Origin of the sequence: Pseudomonas sp. ADAK7 (genome assembly GCF_012935675.1) — a bacterium.
GTDB lineage: Bacteria > Pseudomonadota > Gammaproteobacteria > Pseudomonadales > Pseudomonadaceae > Aquipseudomonas.
Genome location: NZ_CP052861.1, coordinates 204,176 through 224,041 on the forward strand (window position 1 = coordinate 204,176; position 19,866 = coordinate 224,041).

General features: G+C 53.7%; 21 protein-coding genes. 11 read left to right on the forward strand and 10 right to left on the reverse strand.

The annotated features are described in order from the left end of the window. Positions 1-35: 35 nt before the first annotated feature. The 6 genes from HKK53_RS01045 to HKK53_RS01070 form a co-directional block, all read right to left on the reverse strand. Positions 36-392 carry a hypothetical protein gene (locus tag HKK53_RS01045; RefSeq protein WP_169368911.1) on the reverse strand — a complete coding sequence of 119 codons (357 nt, stop codon included), beginning with the start codon at positions 390-392 and terminating at the stop codon, positions 36-38. Between the two features lie 126 nt (positions 393-518). After that, positions 519-842 carry a hypothetical protein gene (locus tag HKK53_RS01050; RefSeq protein ID WP_169368912.1) on the reverse strand — a complete coding sequence of 108 codons (324 nt, stop codon included), beginning with the start codon at positions 840-842 and terminating at the stop codon, positions 519-521. A 69-nt stretch (positions 843-911) separates the two neighbouring features. Continuing rightward, positions 912-1,310 (reverse strand): GFA family protein, encoded by a 399-nt coding sequence (locus tag HKK53_RS01055; protein WP_169374152.1) that lies wholly within the window; start codon positions 1,308-1,310, stop codon positions 912-914. Positions 1,311-1,378: 68 nt separating this feature from the next. After that, entirely contained in the window at positions 1,379-1,696 is a 318-nt protein-coding gene (locus HKK53_RS01060; protein ID WP_169368913.1) for a DUF6966 domain-containing protein, read from the reverse strand. Beyond that, positions 1,696-2,109, reverse strand: coding sequence for a hypothetical protein (locus tag HKK53_RS01065; protein WP_169368914.1), 414 nt, complete (start codon positions 2,107-2,109; stop codon positions 1,696-1,698). The genes HKK53_RS01060 and HKK53_RS01065 overlap by 1 nt, the downstream gene beginning before the upstream one ends. A gap of 101 nt (positions 2,110-2,210) precedes the next feature. Beyond that, on the reverse strand, positions 2,211-2,483 hold the full coding sequence (locus HKK53_RS01070) for a hypothetical protein (protein ID WP_169368915.1): 273 nt from the start codon (positions 2,481-2,483) through the stop codon (positions 2,211-2,213). A gap of 461 nt (positions 2,484-2,944) precedes the next feature. On the opposite strand from HKK53_RS01070, the gene HKK53_RS01075 reads away from it, so the two are divergent. The 3 genes from HKK53_RS01075 (at position 2,945) to HKK53_RS01085 (ending at position 10,204) form a co-directional block, all read left to right on the forward strand. After that, positions 2,945-6,697 (forward strand): AAA domain-containing protein, encoded by a 3,753-nt coding sequence (locus HKK53_RS01075; protein ID WP_169368916.1) that lies wholly within the window; start codon positions 2,945-2,947, stop codon positions 6,695-6,697. After that, positions 6,694-8,529, forward strand: coding sequence for a phospholipase D-like domain-containing protein (locus HKK53_RS01080; protein WP_169368917.1), 1,836 nt, complete (start codon positions 6,694-6,696; stop codon positions 8,527-8,529). Before HKK53_RS01075 ends, HKK53_RS01080 begins: the two co-directional genes overlap by 4 nt. 316 nt (positions 8,530-8,845) lie before the next feature. Next, positions 8,846-10,204: an MATE family efflux transporter gene (locus HKK53_RS01085; RefSeq protein ID WP_169368918.1), complete on the forward strand. Its 1,359-nt coding sequence runs from the start codon at positions 8,846-8,848 to the stop codon at positions 10,202-10,204. On the opposite strand, the gene HKK53_RS01090 is transcribed toward HKK53_RS01085, so the two are convergent. Beyond that, positions 10,180-10,836: a VOC family protein gene (locus HKK53_RS01090; RefSeq protein ID WP_169368919.1), complete on the reverse strand. Its 657-nt coding sequence runs from the start codon at positions 10,834-10,836 to the stop codon at positions 10,180-10,182. The two genes, HKK53_RS01085 and HKK53_RS01090, sit on opposite strands and share 25 nt — an antisense overlap. 42 nt (positions 10,837-10,878) lie before the next feature. Here HKK53_RS01090 and HKK53_RS01095 point away from each other — a divergent pair, with 42 nt between their 5' ends. The 3 genes from HKK53_RS01095 to HKK53_RS01105 all read left to right on the forward strand — a co-directional run bounded on the left by HKK53_RS01095 (position 10,879) and on the right by HKK53_RS01105 (position 12,891). After that, complete coding sequence (locus HKK53_RS01095) at positions 10,879-11,280, forward strand: acyl-CoA thioesterase (RefSeq protein ID WP_169368920.1); 402 nt, start codon at positions 10,879-10,881, stop codon at positions 11,278-11,280. A gap of 111 nt (positions 11,281-11,391) precedes the next feature. Next, on the forward strand, positions 11,392-11,955 hold the full coding sequence (locus HKK53_RS01100; RefSeq protein ID WP_169368921.1) for a YceI family protein: 564 nt from the start codon (positions 11,392-11,394) through the stop codon (positions 11,953-11,955). A 132-nt stretch (positions 11,956-12,087) separates the two neighbouring features. Next, entirely contained in the window at positions 12,088-12,891 is an 804-nt protein-coding gene (locus HKK53_RS01105) for a hypothetical protein (RefSeq protein ID WP_169368922.1), read from the forward strand. A gap of 38 nt (positions 12,892-12,929) precedes the next feature. Here the strand turns inward: HKK53_RS01105 and HKK53_RS01110 are convergent, their stop codons facing one another. Further along, a complete protein-coding gene (locus HKK53_RS01110) occupies positions 12,930-13,667 on the reverse strand; it encodes a hypothetical protein (RefSeq protein ID WP_169368923.1) in 738 nt (245 codons plus the stop codon). 358 nt (positions 13,668-14,025) lie between these two features. Here HKK53_RS01110 and HKK53_RS01115 point away from each other — a divergent pair, with 358 nt between their 5' ends. The 3 genes from HKK53_RS01115 (at position 14,026) to HKK53_RS01125 (ending at position 17,145) form a co-directional block, all read left to right on the forward strand. Further along, complete coding sequence (locus tag HKK53_RS01115; RefSeq protein ID WP_169368924.1) at positions 14,026-14,898, forward strand: helix-turn-helix domain-containing protein; 873 nt, start codon at positions 14,026-14,028, stop codon at positions 14,896-14,898. Positions 14,899-15,008: 110 nt separating this feature from the next. Continuing rightward, positions 15,009-16,280, forward strand: a complete 1,272-nt coding sequence (locus HKK53_RS01120; RefSeq protein ID WP_169368925.1) for a DUF1479 domain-containing protein — start codon at positions 15,009-15,011, stop codon at positions 16,278-16,280. 142 nt (positions 16,281-16,422) lie between these two features. Next, the gene (locus tag HKK53_RS01125; RefSeq protein ID WP_169368926.1) at positions 16,423-17,145 is read left to right on the forward strand and encodes a GNAT family N-acetyltransferase; all 723 of its coding nucleotides are present in this window, start codon (positions 16,423-16,425) and stop codon (positions 17,143-17,145) included. Between the two features lie 124 nt (positions 17,146-17,269). Here HKK53_RS01125 and HKK53_RS01130 read toward each other — a convergent pair whose 3' ends face one another. Then, a complete protein-coding gene (locus HKK53_RS01130) occupies positions 17,270-17,710 on the reverse strand; it encodes a hotdog fold domain-containing protein (protein WP_169368927.1) in 441 nt (146 codons plus the stop codon). A 163-nt stretch (positions 17,711-17,873) separates the two neighbouring features. Here HKK53_RS01130 and HKK53_RS01135 point away from each other — a divergent pair, with 163 nt between their 5' ends. Beyond that, positions 17,874-18,491 (forward strand): TetR/AcrR family transcriptional regulator, encoded by a 618-nt coding sequence (locus tag HKK53_RS01135; protein ID WP_169368928.1) that lies wholly within the window; start codon positions 17,874-17,876, stop codon positions 18,489-18,491. 46 nt (positions 18,492-18,537) lie between these two features. Here the strand turns inward: HKK53_RS01135 and HKK53_RS01140 are convergent, their stop codons facing one another. Continuing rightward, positions 18,538-19,164, reverse strand: coding sequence for a TetR/AcrR family transcriptional regulator (locus tag HKK53_RS01140; protein WP_169368929.1), 627 nt, complete (start codon positions 19,162-19,164; stop codon positions 18,538-18,540). A gap of 85 nt (positions 19,165-19,249) precedes the next feature. On the opposite strand from HKK53_RS01140, the gene HKK53_RS01145 reads away from it, so the two are divergent. After that, on the forward strand, positions 19,250-19,861 hold the full coding sequence (locus HKK53_RS01145; RefSeq protein WP_169368930.1) for an NAD(P)H-dependent oxidoreductase: 612 nt from the start codon (positions 19,250-19,252) through the stop codon (positions 19,859-19,861). Positions 19,862-19,866: the final 5 nt, after the last annotated feature.

The window sequence follows — 19,866 nt, forward strand, 5'->3', positions numbered from 1 at the left end:
GGCTTTTTGTTGGGGACCGCTTTAACGCCATTCATTCAGGCGACGCGGTTTTGGATCAGGCGGTCGGAGCCACCTTCGGCGACGCGATTCTGTTGCAGACGATCGGAGCCACCTTCGGCGACGCGATTCTGTTGCAGACGATCGGAGCCACCTTCGGCGACGCGGTTCTGTTGCAGACGATCCGAGCCACCTTCGGCTACACGATTCTCGATCAACCGATCGGAGCCACCTTCAGCAACACGATTCTGTTGCAACCGATCCGAACCACCCTCAGCCACACGACTTTCAATCAGTCGATCCGAACCGCCTTCGGCAATCATGGTGTGAGACGCGGCAAAAGCGTTAACTGCGAAAACCGAGAAAGCGATGCTGAGAAGGATTTGGCGTTTCATGGTGGTGTGCTCCGGGGTGTTTATTGGTTGGTATGGAGCGGATGTTACGCCGGGGATTTTTTATGAGAACTTCATTGACGTGATGGTGACCATCGACGCCAATGATGGTTGGCCATTACCTGCGCACTACCAAAAGCGCAGTTCCCCACCGAGCATCAAGAAAATCAACGCCACTCCAAACTGGCCCGCCAGCAGCGGTGCGATCGTAATCAAGCCTTGGAACACGACAGCAACCTTCAAACCATCGGACAAGCCATAACGCCGCCAATACAGCACATGCAGGACAAACGTCAGACCGTTCGCCACCCAAACCACGCCAATCGCCATCAGGTAATTCTGCTGCGCAATTCGCAACAACATGATCAACAAACCGAAGATTACGACGAGAGCGGAGCCTACGGTCAGTGGCGAGTAATCCCGCTTTATCGGGTCAGAGACAGGTGGTTGCATTGCGTTTCCATCCATTTAAGCGCAAAGAAAAGCTAATCCGTTCAATGAATTAGCAGCTACTACAAGTTATCAATCCTGAGGCCACTGATCCCCAATTTCAAACCACGATGCCTTCTCCGACACACACGTATGCCGCTGCTTCTGCGCATGGAACGGCGTATCAAGCGTGCCAATCGCAATCGAAATCCAATCCGCAAACTCGCCATTCGAATCCGACCAGAACAACGAAGTGCCACAGATCGAACAAAACTGCCGCGTCACCCCGGCCGACGACTGAAAACGCCTAAGCGCCTCCACGCTGCTCGCAATGGAAACCGCCGACCTCGGAGCACTGGCATACGTCGCAAACGCAGCCCCATGGGCCTTCCGGCATTTGCCGCAATGACAGTGCGACACAGCTTTCAGCTGACCCGAAACCTCATACTTCACGGCCCCGCACAGACAACTGCCTTGATGAAACTCATCCATGTTCATCGGTTACTCAAATAAAAAGAGGAGGGTGAGGGTACAGCGGACGCCGGATAAGTGTTCGCCGATCAATCCTGAGCCCGTTTAATCGCATAAGCGAGCCTGGCGGCTTCATCCCTGAGCGCATCGAACCTTTCATTCAACTCAACATGCCCAGGTTTCCAGGCAAACACACCCGCGACAAAGCTTTGGCCAAGCACAAGATCATTGAGCGAACTCATTCCGCCGTAGGCCGACAACAGATACTCAACCCCATAGGCATCCCCGTTCAACAAGTGCGCCCGCGCTTTGCGCATCCACTGACCCCAGTGAACAGCGCCATCGCTTTCAAGCACCACGGCAAGCTGCTCAAGCACGCCAATAAGCTGCTCAGTCTTCGGTCCCATTATTGAAAAGCCCCAAACTGCGGAACGATGGACTTGCCCAAATAATTCACCGCCGCCACGTACTGCCGGCCAGTCACGCTGACCAACCGCGCATGACACTCACAGCAATAGTCGTCGCTGCCGTTCTCAAAGTTAAACAACACCGTCGCCTCTTGCAGCGCCGAAAGCGCGAAACCTTCCGCCCCAAGTATTTCCTCGAAACGCGTTTTCAACGCATTGAGCCCGTTAGACAAATAGGGATGACTTCTCAGCGCCAGAGGGCAGGGCTCGTCTTTCGTCAAATCAACCGCCGCCACCCTGACACCCAACGGCCGCAACGCCTCACTTAAATTGGGATGAACCCAGGACAGCGCACTTCCGGCGTGGTGAGCGAGGCTATGACACACGCTGCTGAGGCGTTTATGAGAAGGCATTCACAGTCCTTGCGAAGTCGGGGCGAGGCGAGCGACGGATTCTATGCCTCCACGCGCCCCCCGACAAAAAAAACGGGTGCCTGCCCGGCACCCGTCTTCACTTACTCCTTAACCTGCGCCCGCAAGCGCCGACCGATCACATCCATCAAATCACAGCCATCGCGCAACGGAATGACCAACAACTTGGAAAAGTCCGCCAGCACGACCGTGTCGCAACCGATCTCGGCGCGGTAAGCAATGTTCTCCAACACCTGCGTGACCGTGCGAATGCGGTAATCGGCCATGGCTTGCAGGACGTCGAGGGGGGCGCGGGTGTCGATGAGTAGGGAAGCCGGGACCAGGTCGATTCCGGTGATAGGCATGTATCTTTCCATAAGGGTAAAACTCCGATCAAAGCAAAGGTTGACTGCCCCTCAATCGTCGCCAAACGAATGGGTGACAGCTGTACGCAGGTTGGCGAACCGGGATCGGAAAACCGGCAGACCCGAAGGTCTCCCGCGCACAGCTGCCATAAAGACAGCTTTGCGAACGTGCAACAGCGTCTGCAAGAAAGCACAGAGCTTTTGCACCCGATCAAACAGGTCGCCAAACCTGGTCACCATTTGGGTGACGGGGCGGACTATAAGCTTCAATGGGTTAGGGCGGCAAGAAGAGGAATTCACCAATAATTTTAGGAGTGTAGGAAGTGGGGCGTGTCTTGGTCTAGATGGTCGGGTGTGCGCAGGTAGACGTTAGGTCACACCAGAAAATCAGGAGGTGGCACATGGCCTGCAATTCAGGACATTATTCTGATACGGTGTGAAAGGCTGGTTTACAGTAATCAAAGGAACTGAAAATGCAAAAATCAGAAGATTTCCTCCAACGATATGTAGTTGATGAAGAATACTTAGTTGTGGCTCCTGAGCTTTCCGGGAAACCTAATATCCTGAGTGCGGAGAAGAACGGTGAGCTATATATAATTAAGTACTGGCCTCGTAGTCCTGAAGTTGGTGATGATGAGGTTGAGGCAATATGGCTGCATGAACTTCGACAGTTGCATCGTCTGAAAGGTTACCCTGGTGTTGAAGATTTAATTGCTACTTTAGTAGAGTCCGGGCGAGACAAGAGCGGGTTCTATTTAGTGCTGGATGCACAAGGCCGTCTACCTCTGAATTTTCTGATGAGGCAAAGAACGTTATCACTTAGATCTCATTGGGTTAAAAGGTTGAAAAGCCCCGCTTCTCGGGTTTTCTTCTGGCAGAATATTATACGTATTGCAGATGCCATAGAAATACTTCATGGGCAGGGAATGCTTCATCGTCAATTAGATAGTAGTTCAATATTGACCTCTCTAGCACCTCATGATGAATGTAAAGACTTTCAGTTAACCGGGTTTGAGTGGTCGATGAGAGTTCCTGCATTAACTAATGTAAGTGCAGGTTGGTCAAGTGCCGCCAATGAGCGAACTGTATATTCTTTTGCTACGGATTGGGCCGATCTTGGGAGGCTGATAGCCGAAATATTGAATGTTTCTTTAGTCGGCTTGGAAGAGTTGTCTGCTTCGTTTGGGCAGTTGGCAGTCGACTCTGAACTGATGTTGATAGAGGTTGGTTTTGTTCGTAAGTTATTAGGGGTGGTTCCTTTTAAGGCGAATGTGTCTCAGGAGAGTCTAGATGGTGATGTCATAAAGAAGGCGTTACAAGAGATAATTGAAGCGTTAAAGAAAAATGTGTCTCAGGTTTCTACTGCATATGATTTTGCGATTAAAGTATCAAGCAGGCCCGATGCTACAAGATCATCTTCTAGTGTTACTTCCAGAATTCAGGATATTTATAAGGAAAAATATGGGGTTACGTTGGATCATGCGAATGTTGACGAGTTAAAAAAATTTGTTGAGCAGGATATAAAAAACACATCGCTGCTTGTTAGGTCTGTTTCTTTAAATAATTCTGATGTTGTATATTTTTTAAAAGGTCAAGAGCTGTTTTATCAGCTCGGCACTTTTAAGCCAGATCGATTTAGTGATGAGGAGAGTTGGGAAATCGCAATATGTGATAGAGCTTATATCGAATTGCCCTATGCTTTTTCAAAAAATGTAAACACGGTTTCCCTGTCATCATCTAAAGTTCGGGTGCTTTCAATCTCGGATGCTTATGATCTTTTGCGACGGAATCCTGAAAATATATCTAAAAATATATGGAGCGTTCTTTTTCAAAAATTTGAAGTAGATGACTCGCCTAGAAGCCCGAGCCAGCAAAAATTAATTGACGGTTTCGTTGCTTGCCATCTGACTGAGATTGCCTATGCGCGAGCTGAGATTTTTCCTGTAAATATATTGAGCTCCAAGGAGGATAGCGATAATAATTGGCGTGTTGAAATATACAGCACGAAATATGATGAGGCGGAAAGTTTGGCCGCGTCCTTAGGCTTGGAGCCTCCAGCGTTAAGATTAGAAAAAATACTTACAAAAAACGAGGGGGATTTTGAGGCTATAGTTTGGAGTCTCGTAAGTAGCTCCAATCTGGGGAAGGAAGAAGAAGAGGTTTTGCTAACATTTCAAGAGTCTTTCAGGTCAGACGAAGGGCAGCTGGTGTTTGTGTTTACCTCCAAACAAATTTTGCCATTTCAGCAGTTTTATTTTATTGCCCCGAACTCTCTCCAAGGTACTGTTAGACAGTTAAGTCGTAGAGCAAAAGCCTTGGATACTCTTGAAACACATGCGGAGCTTTTGGATGTTCTAATAAGCCCGCAAAAGCACGCCATTAGTACCAACGCACCCGAGGGGGTCGAGAAATATTTTGCTGGTTTAGACGACTCCAAAAAGGAAGCGTTTGAGCGAATTCTTACTACGCTGTCTCTTTATTTGGTTCAAGGGCCTCCGGGTGTTGGGAAAACATATTTGGTGTCATCTTTAGTTAAACATCTATTTGAGCAGGAGCCAGATAGCAGAGTCCTTCTCACGGCTCAAAGCCATTCGACAGTTCAGCACCTTTTTCACGAGGTTTTTGGAACGGAATCGGCCAAAAATTTCCCGGAGGATTTACTAGTAATTAGATGTAGCAAGCAGGATAAAAATGACGAGACTTCTCTCTCGGACGCAGATGAAAAGGCAAAGAATTATTTAAGGGGTTTCTTGAATAGTAAGTTGTTTGTTGAGTCATCGTCCGAGGACGTTAAGGGGGAAGTGCGTTCGATGTTGGCCGGGACAATTTATAAGCGACATACATTAATTAACCAATTGCTACGGTCTGCTAATATTGTTTTTTCGACAACCAATTCGGAGCAGGTTGAGCGAATGATAAAAGACCGAGCTCAATTTGACTGGTCGATTATGGAGGAAACAGGGAAGGTTACAGGCTTGGAACTGGTAAGTCCTTTGTTGCTATCTCATAGACGTTTAATGATAGGAGATCATAAGCAACTGCCTCCTTATAGAACAAATGAGATGAAAGCAGTTCTTACCAACCCTGAAAAGCTTAGGAGGATGCTTCAAGAGGGAGAGGGTATATTTAATGCAAAAATAAAAGGTGAAGCCGTCAAAGCGTTTTTGGTCGATCCTCCTACTTCTGATGAGAGTGTTCGTGAGGTGGGTCGCATTGCTGCTCAGAACTTTATGTTATTTCAAACCTTGGTTGAAGGCGAAATCGCCGAAGCAAAAAATCATAAAGACATGTTTGGGTCTGAGCAGGGAAGAACTTCAATAGGGAGTATGCTGAGCGTGCAGCATCGCATGCATCCTGATATAGCGAATATAATTTCGGATGTGTTCTATGAAGGTTGTCTAAAAACGGATGGAAAGAAGGAGTTGTACTATAGGGACTCTGGTACCGCTCCTCCATTTATTTTTGATGGTACTGATGAGTTAAATGGAACGAACGCACTGACTTGGGTCGACATGCCAGATGTTCAGTTGACAAAATATATGATTAAAGGCGATGACACACCTCGTTGGCATAACTCGCAGGAGCGAAAGGTTGTAATTGAACTTCTAAAGCGATTGCGCCCGCTCCAAGGGCTTCCGAAAAAAGCAAAGATTGCGGTGCTTTCTCCATATTCGGAACAAGTAGGTAGGATTTCTAGGCTTATATATAATAATGATGTATTAAGGGGGGAGTTTTCGCATTTAGATGGATTTGATTCTGCAGATGATCACGCTGATTTTTGCAGTACTGTAGATGGATTTCAGGGTAGTGAGGCAGATTTAGTTATAATTTCGCTAGTCAGAAATAACGGTAATGCAACTATAAAAGGGGCTTTAGGTTTTTTAGTTGATGAGCGTAGGATGAACGTACTGCTAAGTAGGGCGCGCCATAAACTTATTATTATTGGATCATATGAGTTTTTGAAGTCATGGGCGTTAAAAATCCAAGCAAGGGGAGGCTCTCGCGAAAGTGGAGAAGGAGCATTTTTGTTCAAATTGATTTCAAAAATTGAAAAGTATAAAGATGAAGGGTTGATCAGCTTTATTCCAAGTAGTCAGTTCGTCGGCGAAAATCAGAGCGCAGAGCATAGTAGTCGGAATGGTAAATCTGGAAAGAGTCGAAAGAAATCACATGTGGGTGATCTCGCTAATGGAGTTGTTCCTTTGAATGGAGGGTCGAGTAAATGAGTCCGCGCCCAATTATTTATGTGAAAGTGCCTTTTTACTTTGATCAGCAAAAATTCAAGATCCTAAAAGGACAAAGGTGGGGTGCTATAGATCATCTGCTATTGCAAGAGATTGTATCCTGCGCCCAGTCAGCTCATCAGCTTTCTTCGTCTTCCAATATGCCAAAGCGACTTATTATTGAAATCCTGATACCGCTTATGAGGGTTGGATGGCTTGAGTTGGTGAAAGGGGATAGTAATTATTTATTTCAAGCGACTGCTCGTGGAAAGGCAGTTGCCACACTTGAGGAGCTACCGCTTGAAAAGGAACCAATTATTTCTACGCGACAGTACATTGTTGATCCGTGTACCGGGCAATGTTATAGGACTGGGCATAGGCAGCAAACCTTTCAAATATATAGCGATAAGAGAGTTCAAGAAATAATTAGATCTAAAGGCGATGTGGTTGTTGCTCTGGATTTTGAGAGGGTTCGTAAGGATGTTAGCTACTCTTCTATCTTTGAGTGTGTTTCAGAAAGAGATGAGGAAGTGATGGGGTTTGATGATTCTGGGTTTGGGCGATCTAATAAAGAAAGTGTTAAGTATGCTCTGGTTTCGGTAGATGAATCTGATAAGGTCAGCAATTTGCCTGCAGATGTCTCTCCGGAACTGGTTGAGCAAATAGTTAAAGCGGCAAACAAAAAATATGAAGCCCTAAGTATTTTGGGGGCGGATCAATCTGAACAAAAAAATACGATGGCTACTTATCCAGCTACCTCAGTTGAACGTTTTTGTGCTCCTCACAAAGTTTCTATTGATGAGGTTGAACTTGTTCTGGGGGCGGATGAGCATAGAGAGCACTTCTTCGGTCTTATGAAGTCGGCTAAAACTAGATTGATTATTCATTCTACATTTATTAATCCTGATAATCTGGCTGAGATTCTTCCGGTTATAATTTCTGCAGCGCAGCGCTCAGTACGAGTCGATATCCTTTGGGGACAGGTTGAGCCAGATGAGAGCGAGAAACTAATTACATATCAGCGCACGCGAGATAGCTTAAGCGGTTTGATAGATGCAGCAAGGGCTGATGGTTTAGATACACTCATAAATATTCATCTTGATCCTACCAGGTCTCATTCGAAATTTATTATTTGCGACGATGAAAGTGGGGAGTTTTCCGTTACTCTGGGCTCCTGTAATTGGTTGAGTAGTGGGTTTAATCGATTTGAGGCCTCAGTTCGGATAACTAACAAGGTTGTTGTCTCTGAGATGTTGGTTATAGCTAGTAGTCTTGCTCAAGGGGTGGTTAGGGTTTCAAATGATTTTAGTAAGGACTTATCTGTTTTAGCTAATAGGCTAAAGGCTAGGGTGACAGAAAAGTATCTTGGCGTAGATGGACAAAAGATGATGGTGCAAATAGTGCTTAAGAATAGTCACTATGACTTAGTTCGTAAAGCTAGAGACGAGGCTTGTGCCAGTATATTTTTATCTAGTCACCGCTTTAGTCATGTTGCGAATAGGCCGGTTATCGCGCCACTGACCACGTCTGTCAAGTATAATGAAGAGGTGCAAGTTAACATAGTCTACGGTCGATCAAGTGGAGGGATGCGTGATGGCGAGTTGAAGTTGCTTTCCTCTGAGTTAAAAAATGTCGGTGTTAATGTCGACAAAATAGCGCGTCCGACAATACACGCAAAAATACTAGCGTGGGACGATGATGATGTCGTAATTACTAGTCTGAACTGGTTGTCAGCGTCGGCAAGTGGTGATGATTATGATGAGATAGGGATCTACCTTTCGGGTAGTAATGTTGCGCGGAGGGTGAGGGAGATATTTGACGAACAAACTCATTGATTTCGCGTTCGGTTTGAGCCGTCTAGTAAGATAAGTATAGGGGGCGACGTCCCCCCTATCTTTGCTATATAGTTTTGGGAGGGTGCTTAATTATGAAGAAGGCTAGGCTGGATGTTGTCTTCAATAATATTTATTTTTTATAAATTGTATTCTCGCTTTTCTAATTACCTCGGGAGGTGGAGAATGTTATTTCTTATCTTTTTTAGCGGATGCGCAGGAACTATGTTCTTTATATTGATCCCGTTACTGATTACCTACATTTGTTTATCACGTAGAATCCAGCCAGCACTTTTATCTTCCCGAGAAAATTCTGCCTATGCGAAGCGCTCCTAACTCATCCTCCCTCTGGAAAACCTACCTCCTTTTCCTAGCCCCCATGGTCCTCTCCAATTTCCTCCAATCCATGTCGGGCACGATCAACAGCATCTACATCGGTCAAATGCTCGGCACCCAAGCCCTGGCAGCCGTCTCCGGCATGTTCCCCATCGTCTTCTTCTTCATCGCCCTGGTCATCGGCCTCGGCGCGGGCGCGGGTGTACTCATCGGCCAAGCCTGGGGCGCGCGGGAAACGCATCTGGTGAAGACCATCGCCGCTACGACTTTGCTGTTGGGCGCGATGATTGGTCTGGTGGCAGCGGTACTCGGGAGTGTGTTCGCAAGGCCAGCCTTGCAGGGCTTGGGCACGCCGGCGGATGTGTTGGACGATGCGGTGGCGTATGCGCATGTGATGATGTGGATCATGCCGTCGCTGTTGGTGTATGTGCTGTTTACGCAGTTGTTGCGTGGGGTGAGTGATACGGTTTCGCCGTTGGTGGCGTTGATTGTTTCGACGTGTATTGGTCTGGCGCTGACGCCTGCCTTGATAAAAGGCTGGTTGGGTTTTGCGCCGATGGGGATTCAGAGTGCGGCGTTTGCGGGGTTGGCGGGGAATTTGTCGGCGATGGGGTGGTTGGCGTGGCGGTTGATTCGCAAGGGGCATCCGTTGGCGCCGGATCGGGAGATGTTTGCGGCGATGCGGCTGGATTTGGCGATTCTGGGCAAGGTGTTGCGCATCGGGTTGCCGACCGGGTTGCAGATGGTGGTGTTGTCGGCGTCGGAGTTGGTGATTCTGGCGTTGGTGAATCAGCACGGTTCCCAGGCGACGGCGGCGTATGGGGCGGTGACGCAGATTGTGAATTACGTGCAGTTTCCGGCGTTGTCGATTGCGATTACGGCGTCGATTCTTGGGGCGCAGGCGATTGGGGCGGGGCGGTTGGAGCGGATCACGCCGATTTTGCGCACGGGGATTTTGATTAATGTGTGTTTGACCGGTGGTTTGGTGTTGCTGGGGTATTTGTTGTCGCACTGGTTGTTGGGTTTGTTCCTGACGGAGGATTCGACCCGGGCGATGGCGGAGCATCTGTTGCACATCATGCTGTGGAGTCTGTTGGTGTTTGGCTTCCAGGCGATTATCGGCGGGATCATGCGCGCCAGCGGCACGGTGTTGGTGCCGATGGTGATTTCGATTGTTTGCGTGGTCGGGGTGCAGTTGCCGGTGGCGTATCTACTGGATGCGAAGTACGGATTGCAGGGTGTTTGGATGGCGTTTCCGGTGGCGTATTTGGGGATGCTGGCGTTGCAGACGGTGTATTACAAGTTTGTTTGGCGGCATCAGAAGATTGAGCGGTTGGTGTAAGGCAATTTTTTCAGGCCGCTTGGGGTTTGGATATGCGCGATCAGGTAAGGCTTTGCGGTCGCATCCAAGGCATGCAGATGAACCGGGCCGGAAAAGTTGATCGCGGTGAGCAGTGCCTGAACTTTTGCGGGATCAGGATCGAACACGTCCAGCGCCACTAGCTCACAACCTCGATCCAGCATGGCGCTCGCGGGATGTGGCGTTTGCGCCCATTGAATCAACGTCGGCGCTGACCCGTTCAACGGCAGGCTGCCGTCGGCGGGGATGGTGATTTGCCAGGCGAGGGTGCCTCGGGTCATGGGTTCGGGGTCGCCGACGATGGCGCGGCAGGCTTCGCTCATGGCGTGAATGTCGTCGGTGCGGGCGACCCATGTCGCCAGGCGTGGCGGCGTATCAACGGCCAAGTCATCCATGCCGAACCAGCGCGGTCGGTCGGGGCGTTGGGCCGATGGGTCTATGGCGATCACTTCCAGGTAAATGTCGGCGCCCAGTCGCAGCAGTCGGTTATGGGTGCCCATGCGCGGATGCGCGCCGCCCGGTTGCAGTTCGACACCGAGCGCGCGGCTGACGAAGGCGCAGCCGGTGTCGAGGTCGGGGGCGACGATGGCGAGGTGGTCGAGGGTGCTTTTCATGAGTGCGCGCCTTCCATTTATAACAACAGGGAGAACTATCTAATGCCTGATGCAGTGTTTGTCAGCAGAACCGTTTCATTCGGTGACTGCGACCCCGCGGGCGTGGTGTTTACGCCGCGATTTTCATACTTTGCCATTGAAGCCATTTACGCCGCGCTGGATAGCTGGTTGGGCGCTCCCGGCCTGAGAACGCTGCTGAGTTTCGATGTCCTGCCCCCGGTGCGCGCCATGTCGGTGGAGATGCTCAAGCCGCTGACCTGGGACGACCAACTGAGTATCAAGGTCAGTGTGGCCAGGTTAGGCGTTCACTCGTTCACGTTTTTGGTCGAGGGCTTTCACGACGAGATTTTAGCGTTCACCGCCAATGTCACGCATGTCTGCATCTCGCCCGAGACCAGAGAGGTGGTCGTCGTTCCGGAAGGGTTGAGGGTGTTGCTTTCCTGAGTGCTGGTTTTGAGGTCATTCAGCTTTGCGCCAGTGGAATAACCGCCCATTCTTTGCTTTAGTCCACCTATTGCTGGCCAACCCGCCCGGCAGCTCTGACCGGAGTATCCCATGCGCTTTCGGTACCTGCGTTTCGCCGCAATCGCTGCCGCCATGGTGTTCGCCGCCAGTGCCCATGCCGTTCAGTATCACGAGGTCAACGCGGCCGCCAGCCAGATCAGTTTTACTTTCAGCCAGTTTGGCTCGCGGGTGTATGGCACGTTCGGCAAGTTTGCAGGCACTCTCGATTTCGATACGCAAAACCCGGCCGCCGCTCACGCTACGCTGCGCATCGAGTTGGCCAGCATCGACGCCGGCAGCAGCGACGCCAATACCGAATTGCAGAAAGCCCCGTGGTTCGACACGGAACACTACCCGGTGGGCACCTTTGAATCGACCAGCGTCAAAGCCCTCGGCGATAACCGCTATTTGTTCACCGGCGACCTTACGCTCAAGGCCCTCACCCGCAAGGTGCAGGTTCAGGTCGAGTTGAAGGCGGAAAGTGGCATCGGCGTGTTTGTCGGTGAGTTCGCGCTTAATCGTGGCGACTTCGAAATCGGCGCGGGGGAGTGGGCGGACGGGGTGGTTTCCAAAGACATCAATATCCGGTTCCGGATCGTCGCGCCTGAGCAATAGCCCGCTGTGGTCAACCTCTGACCGCCATTACCGATATATATCAAGGTGCCACTACGCAATCGCCTCCAACTGCTAAGCTTGGGCCGGTGCAACGCCCGAGTTGAACGCAACAATCTGCATGGAGGCGGACTGATGGTGATCAAACGCATTGCCGATACACGTGTGCACGCGGTTCCCGAGCCGTTCGGCCGCGATGAAGTGGAGCGGGTGCTGGCGCTGCTGCTGGCCAGCCCGTTGTTCGCGAAGTCCCGGCGAATGGGCGGCCTGCTGCGGTTTCTGGTTGAACATGACCTGCAATTCTCCAACATTCCCCTCACCGAACACGCCATTGGTCTCGCTGTGTTTCGCCGTGATCCGGCGGTCTATTCCACGGGCGACGATCCGGTGGTGCGGGTGCAGGTCGGCCGCCTGCGGCGCAAGCTCGCCAGTTATTACACCACCCTCGGTCAACACGACCTGATGCGCCTGAGCTTGCCGGCCGGCAGTTATCGCCTGGCGTACGAACGGCTCAGGCCCAAAGTGGCCAGCCAGCATCATCCGGTGCTGCAGCTGCAGCCGTTTACCTGCATCACCCATGATGGCGACGACTTTACCCGTGGCTTGTGCGAAGAGTTGAGTTGTCGGCTGTTCGAGTCCTTCGAGCATTCCCAGACCCATGCCAACCATGTGCTGATGAATGTGCCACGCAGCAGCGTGAAAACGCCGGTGCCGGAGCGGGTGGGGCGCGGCAGTTATTCGCTGGAAGGCAGCGTGCGGGTGGAGCCGGCCCGGGTTCGGGCGTCGGTGCGCCTGATTGATGTCGCTCAGGGGCGGATTCGCTGGTCGGCACAATTTGATCGCAATCGACCCTATGGCATCGCGACTCAGGAGGATCTGGCCGAGTCGATCTGCCGTTCACTGACGGGCTATTTCGACCGGGGCAGTGACGATGGCTGAGAGAAGGGGCAACCGCGAGGTTGCCCCTGATCCTGCAATTACACGGTTTTCCAGACGCCGCCGACATAGAGGCGTGACGCACTGTTGACGTTGGTCAGGTCGACTTCAATGGCATTGGAGCGTGAAGTGCTGAACATGGTGCTGGTCTGCACGTTCTGTTCGAACCAGACCAGAATCGTCTCGACAGGCGTCAGCGTGACTTGGCCAGTGACCACGGCATTCGTCGCCACGTAGATTGGCGTGCTGACCTGAGTGCCATCGAGGCCGGTGGACAGCTGGTTGATGCCAGGGTGGATCGAGCCGTAATTGTTAATCAGCGAGATGGACGTATCAGGGCCACCGGACACCGCCGCGCCCAGCAGGCCATTGCTGTCGAGTATCGACTGTTGGCCGAGGCCGATGTTGACTGTGTTGGTCGAGGCTTTGACCGTCACGTTGGCCTGGAACTGGTTGGTGCCGAACATCTGATACTGAGGCGTCCAGCTGAAGTCATTGAAGCTCAGGTATTGGACGTAGGACTGCCAGACCACGTTGTAGGCTTCGGTGCCGACCTTTTTCGCAAAGCACAACTTGTAGCCATTCTGCTTGAGCGTGGTGAGGTCGCCGGCATCGATCTGGATCGACACGGTTTTTTGCGTAGCGGCCAGAGTCGACGTCAGCACCTTGCTGTAGTCGGTGGTTTTCAAGGCCGTTGGTGCGGCGAGGAGCGACTTGACGGCCGCTTGAACGTCGTCGTGCAGTGCTTGTTGAGTGCTTGCAGCGCTTGACTTACTCATGGTGTCCCTCTGTTCTGTCTGGTTTGTGTTTAGGCAATCAATGGGCAGCGGGCGTCGAAACCGACAAACCATCAAGCAGCACCCGTGACAGGTCTTCCATGCCTCCACTGGCGGGAGGCGGGCGATGCCGATGATGTGTCACAACCCTGAAAGCACATTGACGGCTTCACACTAGGCGCGACGGGCAGGGGGGCGAAGTGTCTTGGCGTTACATTCGTGATGGGGGTTTTGAGGGGGTTGGTCGGGCAGGTAACAGGTTAGGTAACGGGGGTTGTATCAAAGCCTCCCGGGTTTTGTGACGACACGAATGATACGATTCTGGCGTTTGCACTCAGGCCCCGAGCAGGAACGTATTGCCATGAAGCCAAGCTTCGAGAAGATCCCTACGCCAGTCGATGCATCGTGGTCGATGCTGAATCGGCGGCTGCCCGACGATATTCCGTTCGAATGGCACCATCACCCGGAGTACGAACTGACCCTGACCCTCAACAGCCGTGGCCACCGTTATGTGAGCAGTGACGTGCGGCTTTACGACGACGGCGACCTGGTGCTGTTGGGGCCGAATGTGCCGCACAGTTGGTGTTCCGCTGAGCGCATCGACCCGGACCAGCCCCACGTGGCGCTGGTGATCTGGTTTTCCCAGGCCTGGGCGCAATCGTTGGTGAGCCTGTTTCCGGAGCTGGGTTCACTGCAAGCGTTGCTGGCCGCCGCTCGGTGCGCGTTGCACTTCAGCGATGAAGCTTCAACCGAGTTGCGGCCCGTTATCGAGGCAATGGTGGCGCAGCAAGGGGCGGAGCGATTGGTTTCTCTGCTGCAAGTGCTGACCCGACTGTCCCGGGACGGTGAGGCGGTGAGAATCCTCCCCGTTGAACAGACCGAACCCGCCGTCTCGATGGGCGAAGACGCGCGTTTGCAACGGGTGCTCGAGCATATCCACGCGCACTACGTCGAGCCACTGAGCATCCCCGACCTGGCGCACATTGCGTGCATCAGTGTGTCGGCGTTTCATCGCCTGTTCCGCCGTCATACCCGTTGCACGGCGCTGGACTACATCGCCCGGTTACGTATCGGACGGGCGTGTGCGCTGTTGCTGCAAGGCCATATGCCGGTTTCGCTGATTGCCGAAATGGTGGGTTATTCGTCGCTGGCGCTGTTCAACCGACAATTCAAGGCCCAGAAGGGCCTGGCCCCGAGTGATTTCCGCAAACGCCATGGGCATCATTTTCGTTAGATCGTCAGCGCCACAATCGTATCGGTTTACGCGGCAAAACCGACTGGGACGAGCGCGGCGCGGGTGTTTAAGTGCAGAAGGCTTTTAACCACCCTCTGCAGGTCGCGACCATGAGCAACTATCACACCTTCGAAAGCGCTGTGCTGCCAGAACACTACCGCGACAACATCGTGCGGATGAAGCGCACCCTGCGTGCGCAGATCGGCGACGTGGACGCGCTGTTTGCCGAAGTCAGCGCGTTCATTGAAGCGGAAATCCTCTCGATCAAGGACCAGCAAGCCGAGCTTGGCAGTGCCTGGCCAACTCTGGATTACCAGAACATCGCCGCAGGTAACGTGACCGCCGAGCAATTGGCGATGATCCAGCGCCGTGGTTGCCTGGTGATCAAAGGGCACTTTCCCACGGCACAAGTCGCCGAATGGGACACAGGCTTGCTCGATTACCTCGATGACAACGCCTTCGATGCGACGTACCGAGGCCCGGTGGACCAGTTCTTCGGCAACCTTGAAGGCTCGCGCCCGGAGATTTTTCCGATCTATTGGTCGCGCTCGCAAATGCAGGTGCGCCAACACCCACGCATGGCCACCGCGCAATCGTTCCTCAATCGACTGTGGAAAACCCACTCCCATGGCCAGCAATGGTTCGATCCCGATGTGAATGCGCTGTACCCCGACCGGGTCCGCCGCCGCCCGCCGGGCACCACGTCCAAAGGGCTCGGCCCGCACACCGACTCCGGGGCGCTGGAGCGTTGGCTGCACCCGGCGTACCTGAAAGTCTTCGACAAAATCTACCGCAATGACTTCCAGTCCTACGACCCTTGGGACGCGGCCTATCGCACCGAGGTCGACGAATACGCTTACCAGGACACGGTGAAATGTTCAGCCTTCCGCACTTTCCAGGGCTGGACCGCACTGTGCGATATGAAGGCCGATCAAGGCGTGCTGCACACGTTGCCCATCCCCAAAGCCATGGCGTATTTGCTGCTGCGACCATTGCTCGACGATGTGCCGGAAGATGAATTGTGCGGCGTCATGCCCGGCAAAGTGCTGCCGGTTTCGAAACAGTGGCATCCGCTGCTGGTCGAGGGCTTGAGCCCGATCCCGGATGTCGAGGCGGGCGATTCGGTCTGGTGGCATTGCGACGTGATCCACAGCGTCGCGCCGGTGGAAAACCAGCAAGGCTGGGGCAACGTGATGTACGTGCCCGCCGCGCCGATGTGCCCCAAGAATCGGCGTTATGCCGAGGAGGTGTTCAAGGCGTTTTCCGCAGGTACTTCGCCGAGTGATTTTCCGCAGGAGAATTATGAGACAGGTTGGAAGGGCAGGTTTAGCGTCGAGGAATTGAACGAGATCGGGCGCTTGGGTCTCAATGCTGCCAAATGATGGCTTACCACCTTTCCCCTGTCGTGAGGGGGCTTGTGTGGCGAGGCTAACCACAGCCGCCCTCGCCACAGCTGGCGGGCGCGTTATGATAGGCGCGTCCGCGACCCGCTTTTCGCATCCGCCCCCGGAGTCAGTCACCGCAATGCCCCAGATCAGCCATTTCAAAACCCCGTGCCCCGAGCACATCACCAGCCAGATCCTGCAACTGGTGGTCGACAACCTGACCGACATCAGCGCCGTGGCCTTGCCGCCGAGCAACCTGTTGTACAACGTGTACCAGTACGCGATCGGTTATGAGGTCCACCTGTATCTGGAGGCGTTGAACGGAGCCAAGGGGCTTGCGGTTGAGTTGATCGTGGCGACGGATATTGATGATCCGGAGAAGGTCATCGGCTTTGTGTTGTACCTGCCGGTCAAGGACGATCCCGAGGCGTGCGGCGTGGCTTACATGGCCGTCGATGCCAGTTATCGAGGCCAGGGAGTTGCCCGGGCGATGCTGCGGGAAATGGTCGGTCGCTACCCTCACGCTGAGTTGACGTGCAGCGTCGGCAAAGTCCCGTATTTCGAGGCGATGGGCTTTCAGGTACTGGGCGTGCGCGCCACGCAAGTGCTGATGAACACCCGCGATCACGGCACCGACGGCCTGATGGCGGTGCTGGACACGGCGCCGATCTACAGCGCGCTGGAAGTGCGGCAGATTCATAACTATTTGCTGCAAAAGAACGGCAAACGGGCGATGACCGATGCCGAGAAACAGCGCGATCGGCATCTGGATCAGTTGACGCGCAAGGCCAATGAGTTTGTGCGCGGGCGGTTGGGGGATGAGGCGGTGCCGGCCATGGCGCCGAGATTGCGGTTGGTCTGACCACACATCCCCCTGTAGGAGCGAAGCTTGCTCGCGAAGGCGTCCTGTTATCCGACATCGATGCTGGATGTGCCGGCCCCTTCGCGAGCAAGCTCTGCTCCTACAGTTAAACGCCATTCAGCGTTTATGAAAGTTTTACGTTCATCGTAATCCGCGCCGTAAACACCTTCTTGCCTTCGGCATCGTGAACATCCACCGGCACAATCTTGTCGCCCTCGGTCGACCAATCCACCGCTTCCCCATTCGCGACCGCCGTCACATTCGTCTTGGCCTTGGCCAGGTATTCCACCGTCATGCCTTTCGGAATCCAGCGCGCGCCTTCGGGGATCGACACGTTGGTCATTGTGCCGGCCGCCAGTTCCGCGGCGTTGCACATGGCGATTGCATGCACGGTGCCCAGGTGATTGGTGATCTCCTTGGAAAACGGCACCTGCACGCTCGCATAGCCTTGGCGCAGTTCCGAGAACACCGGGTTGATGGTGCTGAAGTAGGGCGCCATCTGGCACACCATTTTGCTGAACGCTTCGGGGCCGGCGCTGGTGAACATGCTGAGAATCTGGTTCATGGTGAAGCCTCGCTGAGGGGATGATTTACAGAATGATGTTCCGTAACAGAATAATGTTCTGTAACGGAACAGTATTCTGTCGATGGGAAATCTGTCAACCTAGCGCGACTTATCCGTGGGCAGGTGTCTGCCTTACCGTTGATTTTTTGGGCTGGTGTTCAGCATGGAAACCGCAGATTTACTCGAGCGCTGCTACCCCGGACGACGAGCCGAACTCAAGCGCGACATTTTTCGAAAAGCCCTCCGACTGTTCAACGAGCAGGGGATCGAGGCCACGACCATCGAGATGATCCGCGCCGAATGCGATACCAGCGTCGGCGCGATCTACCATCATTTTGGCAACAAGGAAGGCCTGGTCGCCGCACTGTTTTTCACCGCGCTGGATGATCAGGCGCAACTTCGCGACAGCTACCTGGCCGACGCCGAAACCACGCGAGCCGGCGTCTACGCGCTGGTGCACAGCTACGTGGATTGGGTCGACAGCCAGCCCGAGTGGGCGCGATTCCAGTACCACGCGCGATTTGCCGTGACCAAAGGACCGCTCAAGGATGAACTGGCGACCCGCAACAAAACCCGCAACCGCAAGCTGTGGGAATGGCTGTCAGCCCCGGAGCGGGGCGATGAGTTGAAAGGGGTTCCGGCGGAATTGATGCCGTCGCTGATCATCGGCCAGGCGGAAAGCTATTGCCGGACCTGGTTGTCGGGGCGGGTGAAGGGTAGGCCGAGCGATTATCGGGACTTGCTGGCGGAAGCGGCGTGGCGATCGATTTGCGCTGAATGAACCTCCCCGTGGGAGCGGCTTGTTCCCACAGGGGTAAAGCGTGCGGTCAGCGACTGCGCGATGTTCTTTCGACCATTGCCTTGATCGTTTCAAACAGTTCTTCCTCGGCCTGTCCGGCAGTGATTTCCCCCGTCGCCGCGGCATTCGACAACGCCTCCGCCGCGCCCAGCATCGCCCGCAGACTCGCGGGTTTGATCGTGCTCGCGCCCGCGAAGGGCTGCAGGACGTCGTGGCACTTGTTGAGGAAAATCGCTTCGTACTCGCGCTTGATCTTCTCCAGTTCCGGCGAACTCGCCAGCGCTGCAATCACCCCGGAAATTTCGTTGCCCTGGGTCAGCACACACGCCACATATGACGACGCGATAACCTGGGCCGTGCTGTCCAGGGTGGGTTCGCAGGTCAGCAGCGCCGCGTCCATGATCGCCGTCTGCCGCGCGTCGAAGTCCTGATACAACGCCGCCAGCAATCCCGAGCGCGTGGTGAAGTGGTCATAGACCACCGGTTTGGTCACGCCCGCCAGTTCGGCGAGGCGCCCGAGGGTCAGCGCATCGGTGCCTTCCTCGCGGACCATTTGCCAGGCGACGTCCAGCAACTGGCGTTGACGGTCCTCCCGGGACAGGCGACGACGGGGCTGAGGTGTGGAATCCAGCTCGGGTTTTTCGGTGCTTGACATGGCTATGTACCAAAAGTAACTTACTGATCGTAACTTACCAAGAGTATATAAGCTCCGGCTTGTGCTCTCAATCAGGAGTTTCAGCATGCACGCACTGATCGTTGTAGCCCATCCCAATCCCCAGTCGCTCACCCACAGCCTCGCCCGGCAAATCGCCGAGGGCCTGACCCTTGCCGATGCCAGCAATACTTATGAAATCGCCGACCTCTCGGCGCAAGGTTTTGATCCGGTCTTTGGCACCGCGGACATGGCGGTTCATCACCGCGAAGCACCTCCGCCCGCTGATGTCCTCGCTGAACAGGCACGAATAGATCGCGCCGACGCTTTGGTGCTGGTCTATCCCGTGTACTGGTGGTCGATGCCGGCATTGCTCAAGGGCTGGATTGACCGCGTGTTTTCCAATGGCTGGGCATTCGACTTCAGCCTGGACCGCCCCTTCGTGCAGAAGCTTGGCCACTTGCGGGTGCATCTGGTCGGCGTGGGCGGCGCCGATGCCGGGTCGTTCGCGCGGCATGGTTACGATGCGGCGATGAAGACCCAGATCGACTACGGCATTTTCGAATACTGCGGCGCGCGGGTGGTGACCTCTGAATTGTTGCTGGATTCGGAAGTTCAGGAACCGCAAATTCACCTGAAGGCGGCGCGGGCCTTGGGCCGAAACCTCTTCAAATCATGCGAAGTGAGCGAGGCGGTGTGAGCGCG

Bases quoted from the DNA above. Each gene is read 5' to 3' on its own strand.
- HKK53_RS01065 (WP_169368914.1), bottom strand. From the start codon at position 2,109: ATGCCTTCTCATAAACGCCTCAGCAGCGTGTGTCATAGCCTCGCTCAC.
- HKK53_RS01050 (WP_169368912.1), bottom strand. From the start codon at position 842: ATGCAACCACCTGTCTCTGACCCGATAAAGCGGGATTACTCGCCACTG.
- HKK53_RS01075 (WP_169368916.1), top strand. From the start codon at position 2,945: ATGCAAAAATCAGAAGATTTCCTCCAACGATATGTAGTTGATGAAGAA.
- HKK53_RS01105 (WP_169368922.1), top strand. From the start codon at position 12,088: ATGGTGATCAAACGCATTGCCGATACACGTGTGCACGCGGTTCCCGAG.
- HKK53_RS01145 (WP_169368930.1), top strand. From the start codon at position 19,250: ATGCACGCACTGATCGTTGTAGCCCATCCCAATCCCCAGTCGCTCACC.
- HKK53_RS01135 (WP_169368928.1), top strand. From the start codon at position 17,874: ATGGAAACCGCAGATTTACTCGAGCGCTGCTACCCCGGACGACGAGCC.
- HKK53_RS01110 (WP_169368923.1), bottom strand. From the start codon at position 13,667: ATGAGTAAGTCAAGCGCTGCAAGCACTCAACAAGCACTGCACGACGAC.
- HKK53_RS01045 (WP_169368911.1), bottom strand. From the start codon at position 392: ATGAAACGCCAAATCCTTCTCAGCATCGCTTTCTCGGTTTTCGCAGTT.
- HKK53_RS01090 (WP_169368919.1), bottom strand. From the start codon at position 10,836: ATGAAAAGCACCCTCGACCACCTCGCCATCGTCGCCCCCGACCTCGAC.
- HKK53_RS01120 (WP_169368925.1), top strand. From the start codon at position 15,009: ATGAGCAACTATCACACCTTCGAAAGCGCTGTGCTGCCAGAACACTAC.
- HKK53_RS01125 (WP_169368926.1), top strand. From the start codon at position 16,423: ATGCCCCAGATCAGCCATTTCAAAACCCCGTGCCCCGAGCACATCACC.
- HKK53_RS01055 (WP_169374152.1), bottom strand. From the start codon at position 1,310: ATGGATGAGTTTCATCAAGGCAGTTGTCTGTGCGGGGCCGTGAAGTAT.
- HKK53_RS01095 (WP_169368920.1), top strand. From the start codon at position 10,879: ATGCCTGATGCAGTGTTTGTCAGCAGAACCGTTTCATTCGGTGACTGC.
- HKK53_RS01080 (WP_169368917.1), top strand. From the start codon at position 6,694: ATGAGTCCGCGCCCAATTATTTATGTGAAAGTGCCTTTTTACTTTGAT.
- HKK53_RS01115 (WP_169368924.1), top strand. From the start codon at position 14,026: ATGAAGCCAAGCTTCGAGAAGATCCCTACGCCAGTCGATGCATCGTGG.
- HKK53_RS01085 (WP_169368918.1), top strand. From the start codon at position 8,846: ATGCGAAGCGCTCCTAACTCATCCTCCCTCTGGAAAACCTACCTCCTT.
- HKK53_RS01100 (WP_169368921.1), top strand. From the start codon at position 11,392: ATGCGCTTTCGGTACCTGCGTTTCGCCGCAATCGCTGCCGCCATGGTG.
- HKK53_RS01130 (WP_169368927.1), bottom strand. From the start codon at position 17,710: ATGAACCAGATTCTCAGCATGTTCACCAGCGCCGGCCCCGAAGCGTTC.
- HKK53_RS01070 (WP_169368915.1), bottom strand. From the start codon at position 2,483: ATGGAAAGATACATGCCTATCACCGGAATCGACCTGGTCCCGGCTTCC.
- HKK53_RS01060 (WP_169368913.1), bottom strand. From the start codon at position 1,696: ATGGGACCGAAGACTGAGCAGCTTATTGGCGTGCTTGAGCAGCTTGCC.
- HKK53_RS01140 (WP_169368929.1), bottom strand. From the start codon at position 19,164: ATGTCAAGCACCGAAAAACCCGAGCTGGATTCCACACCTCAGCCCCGT.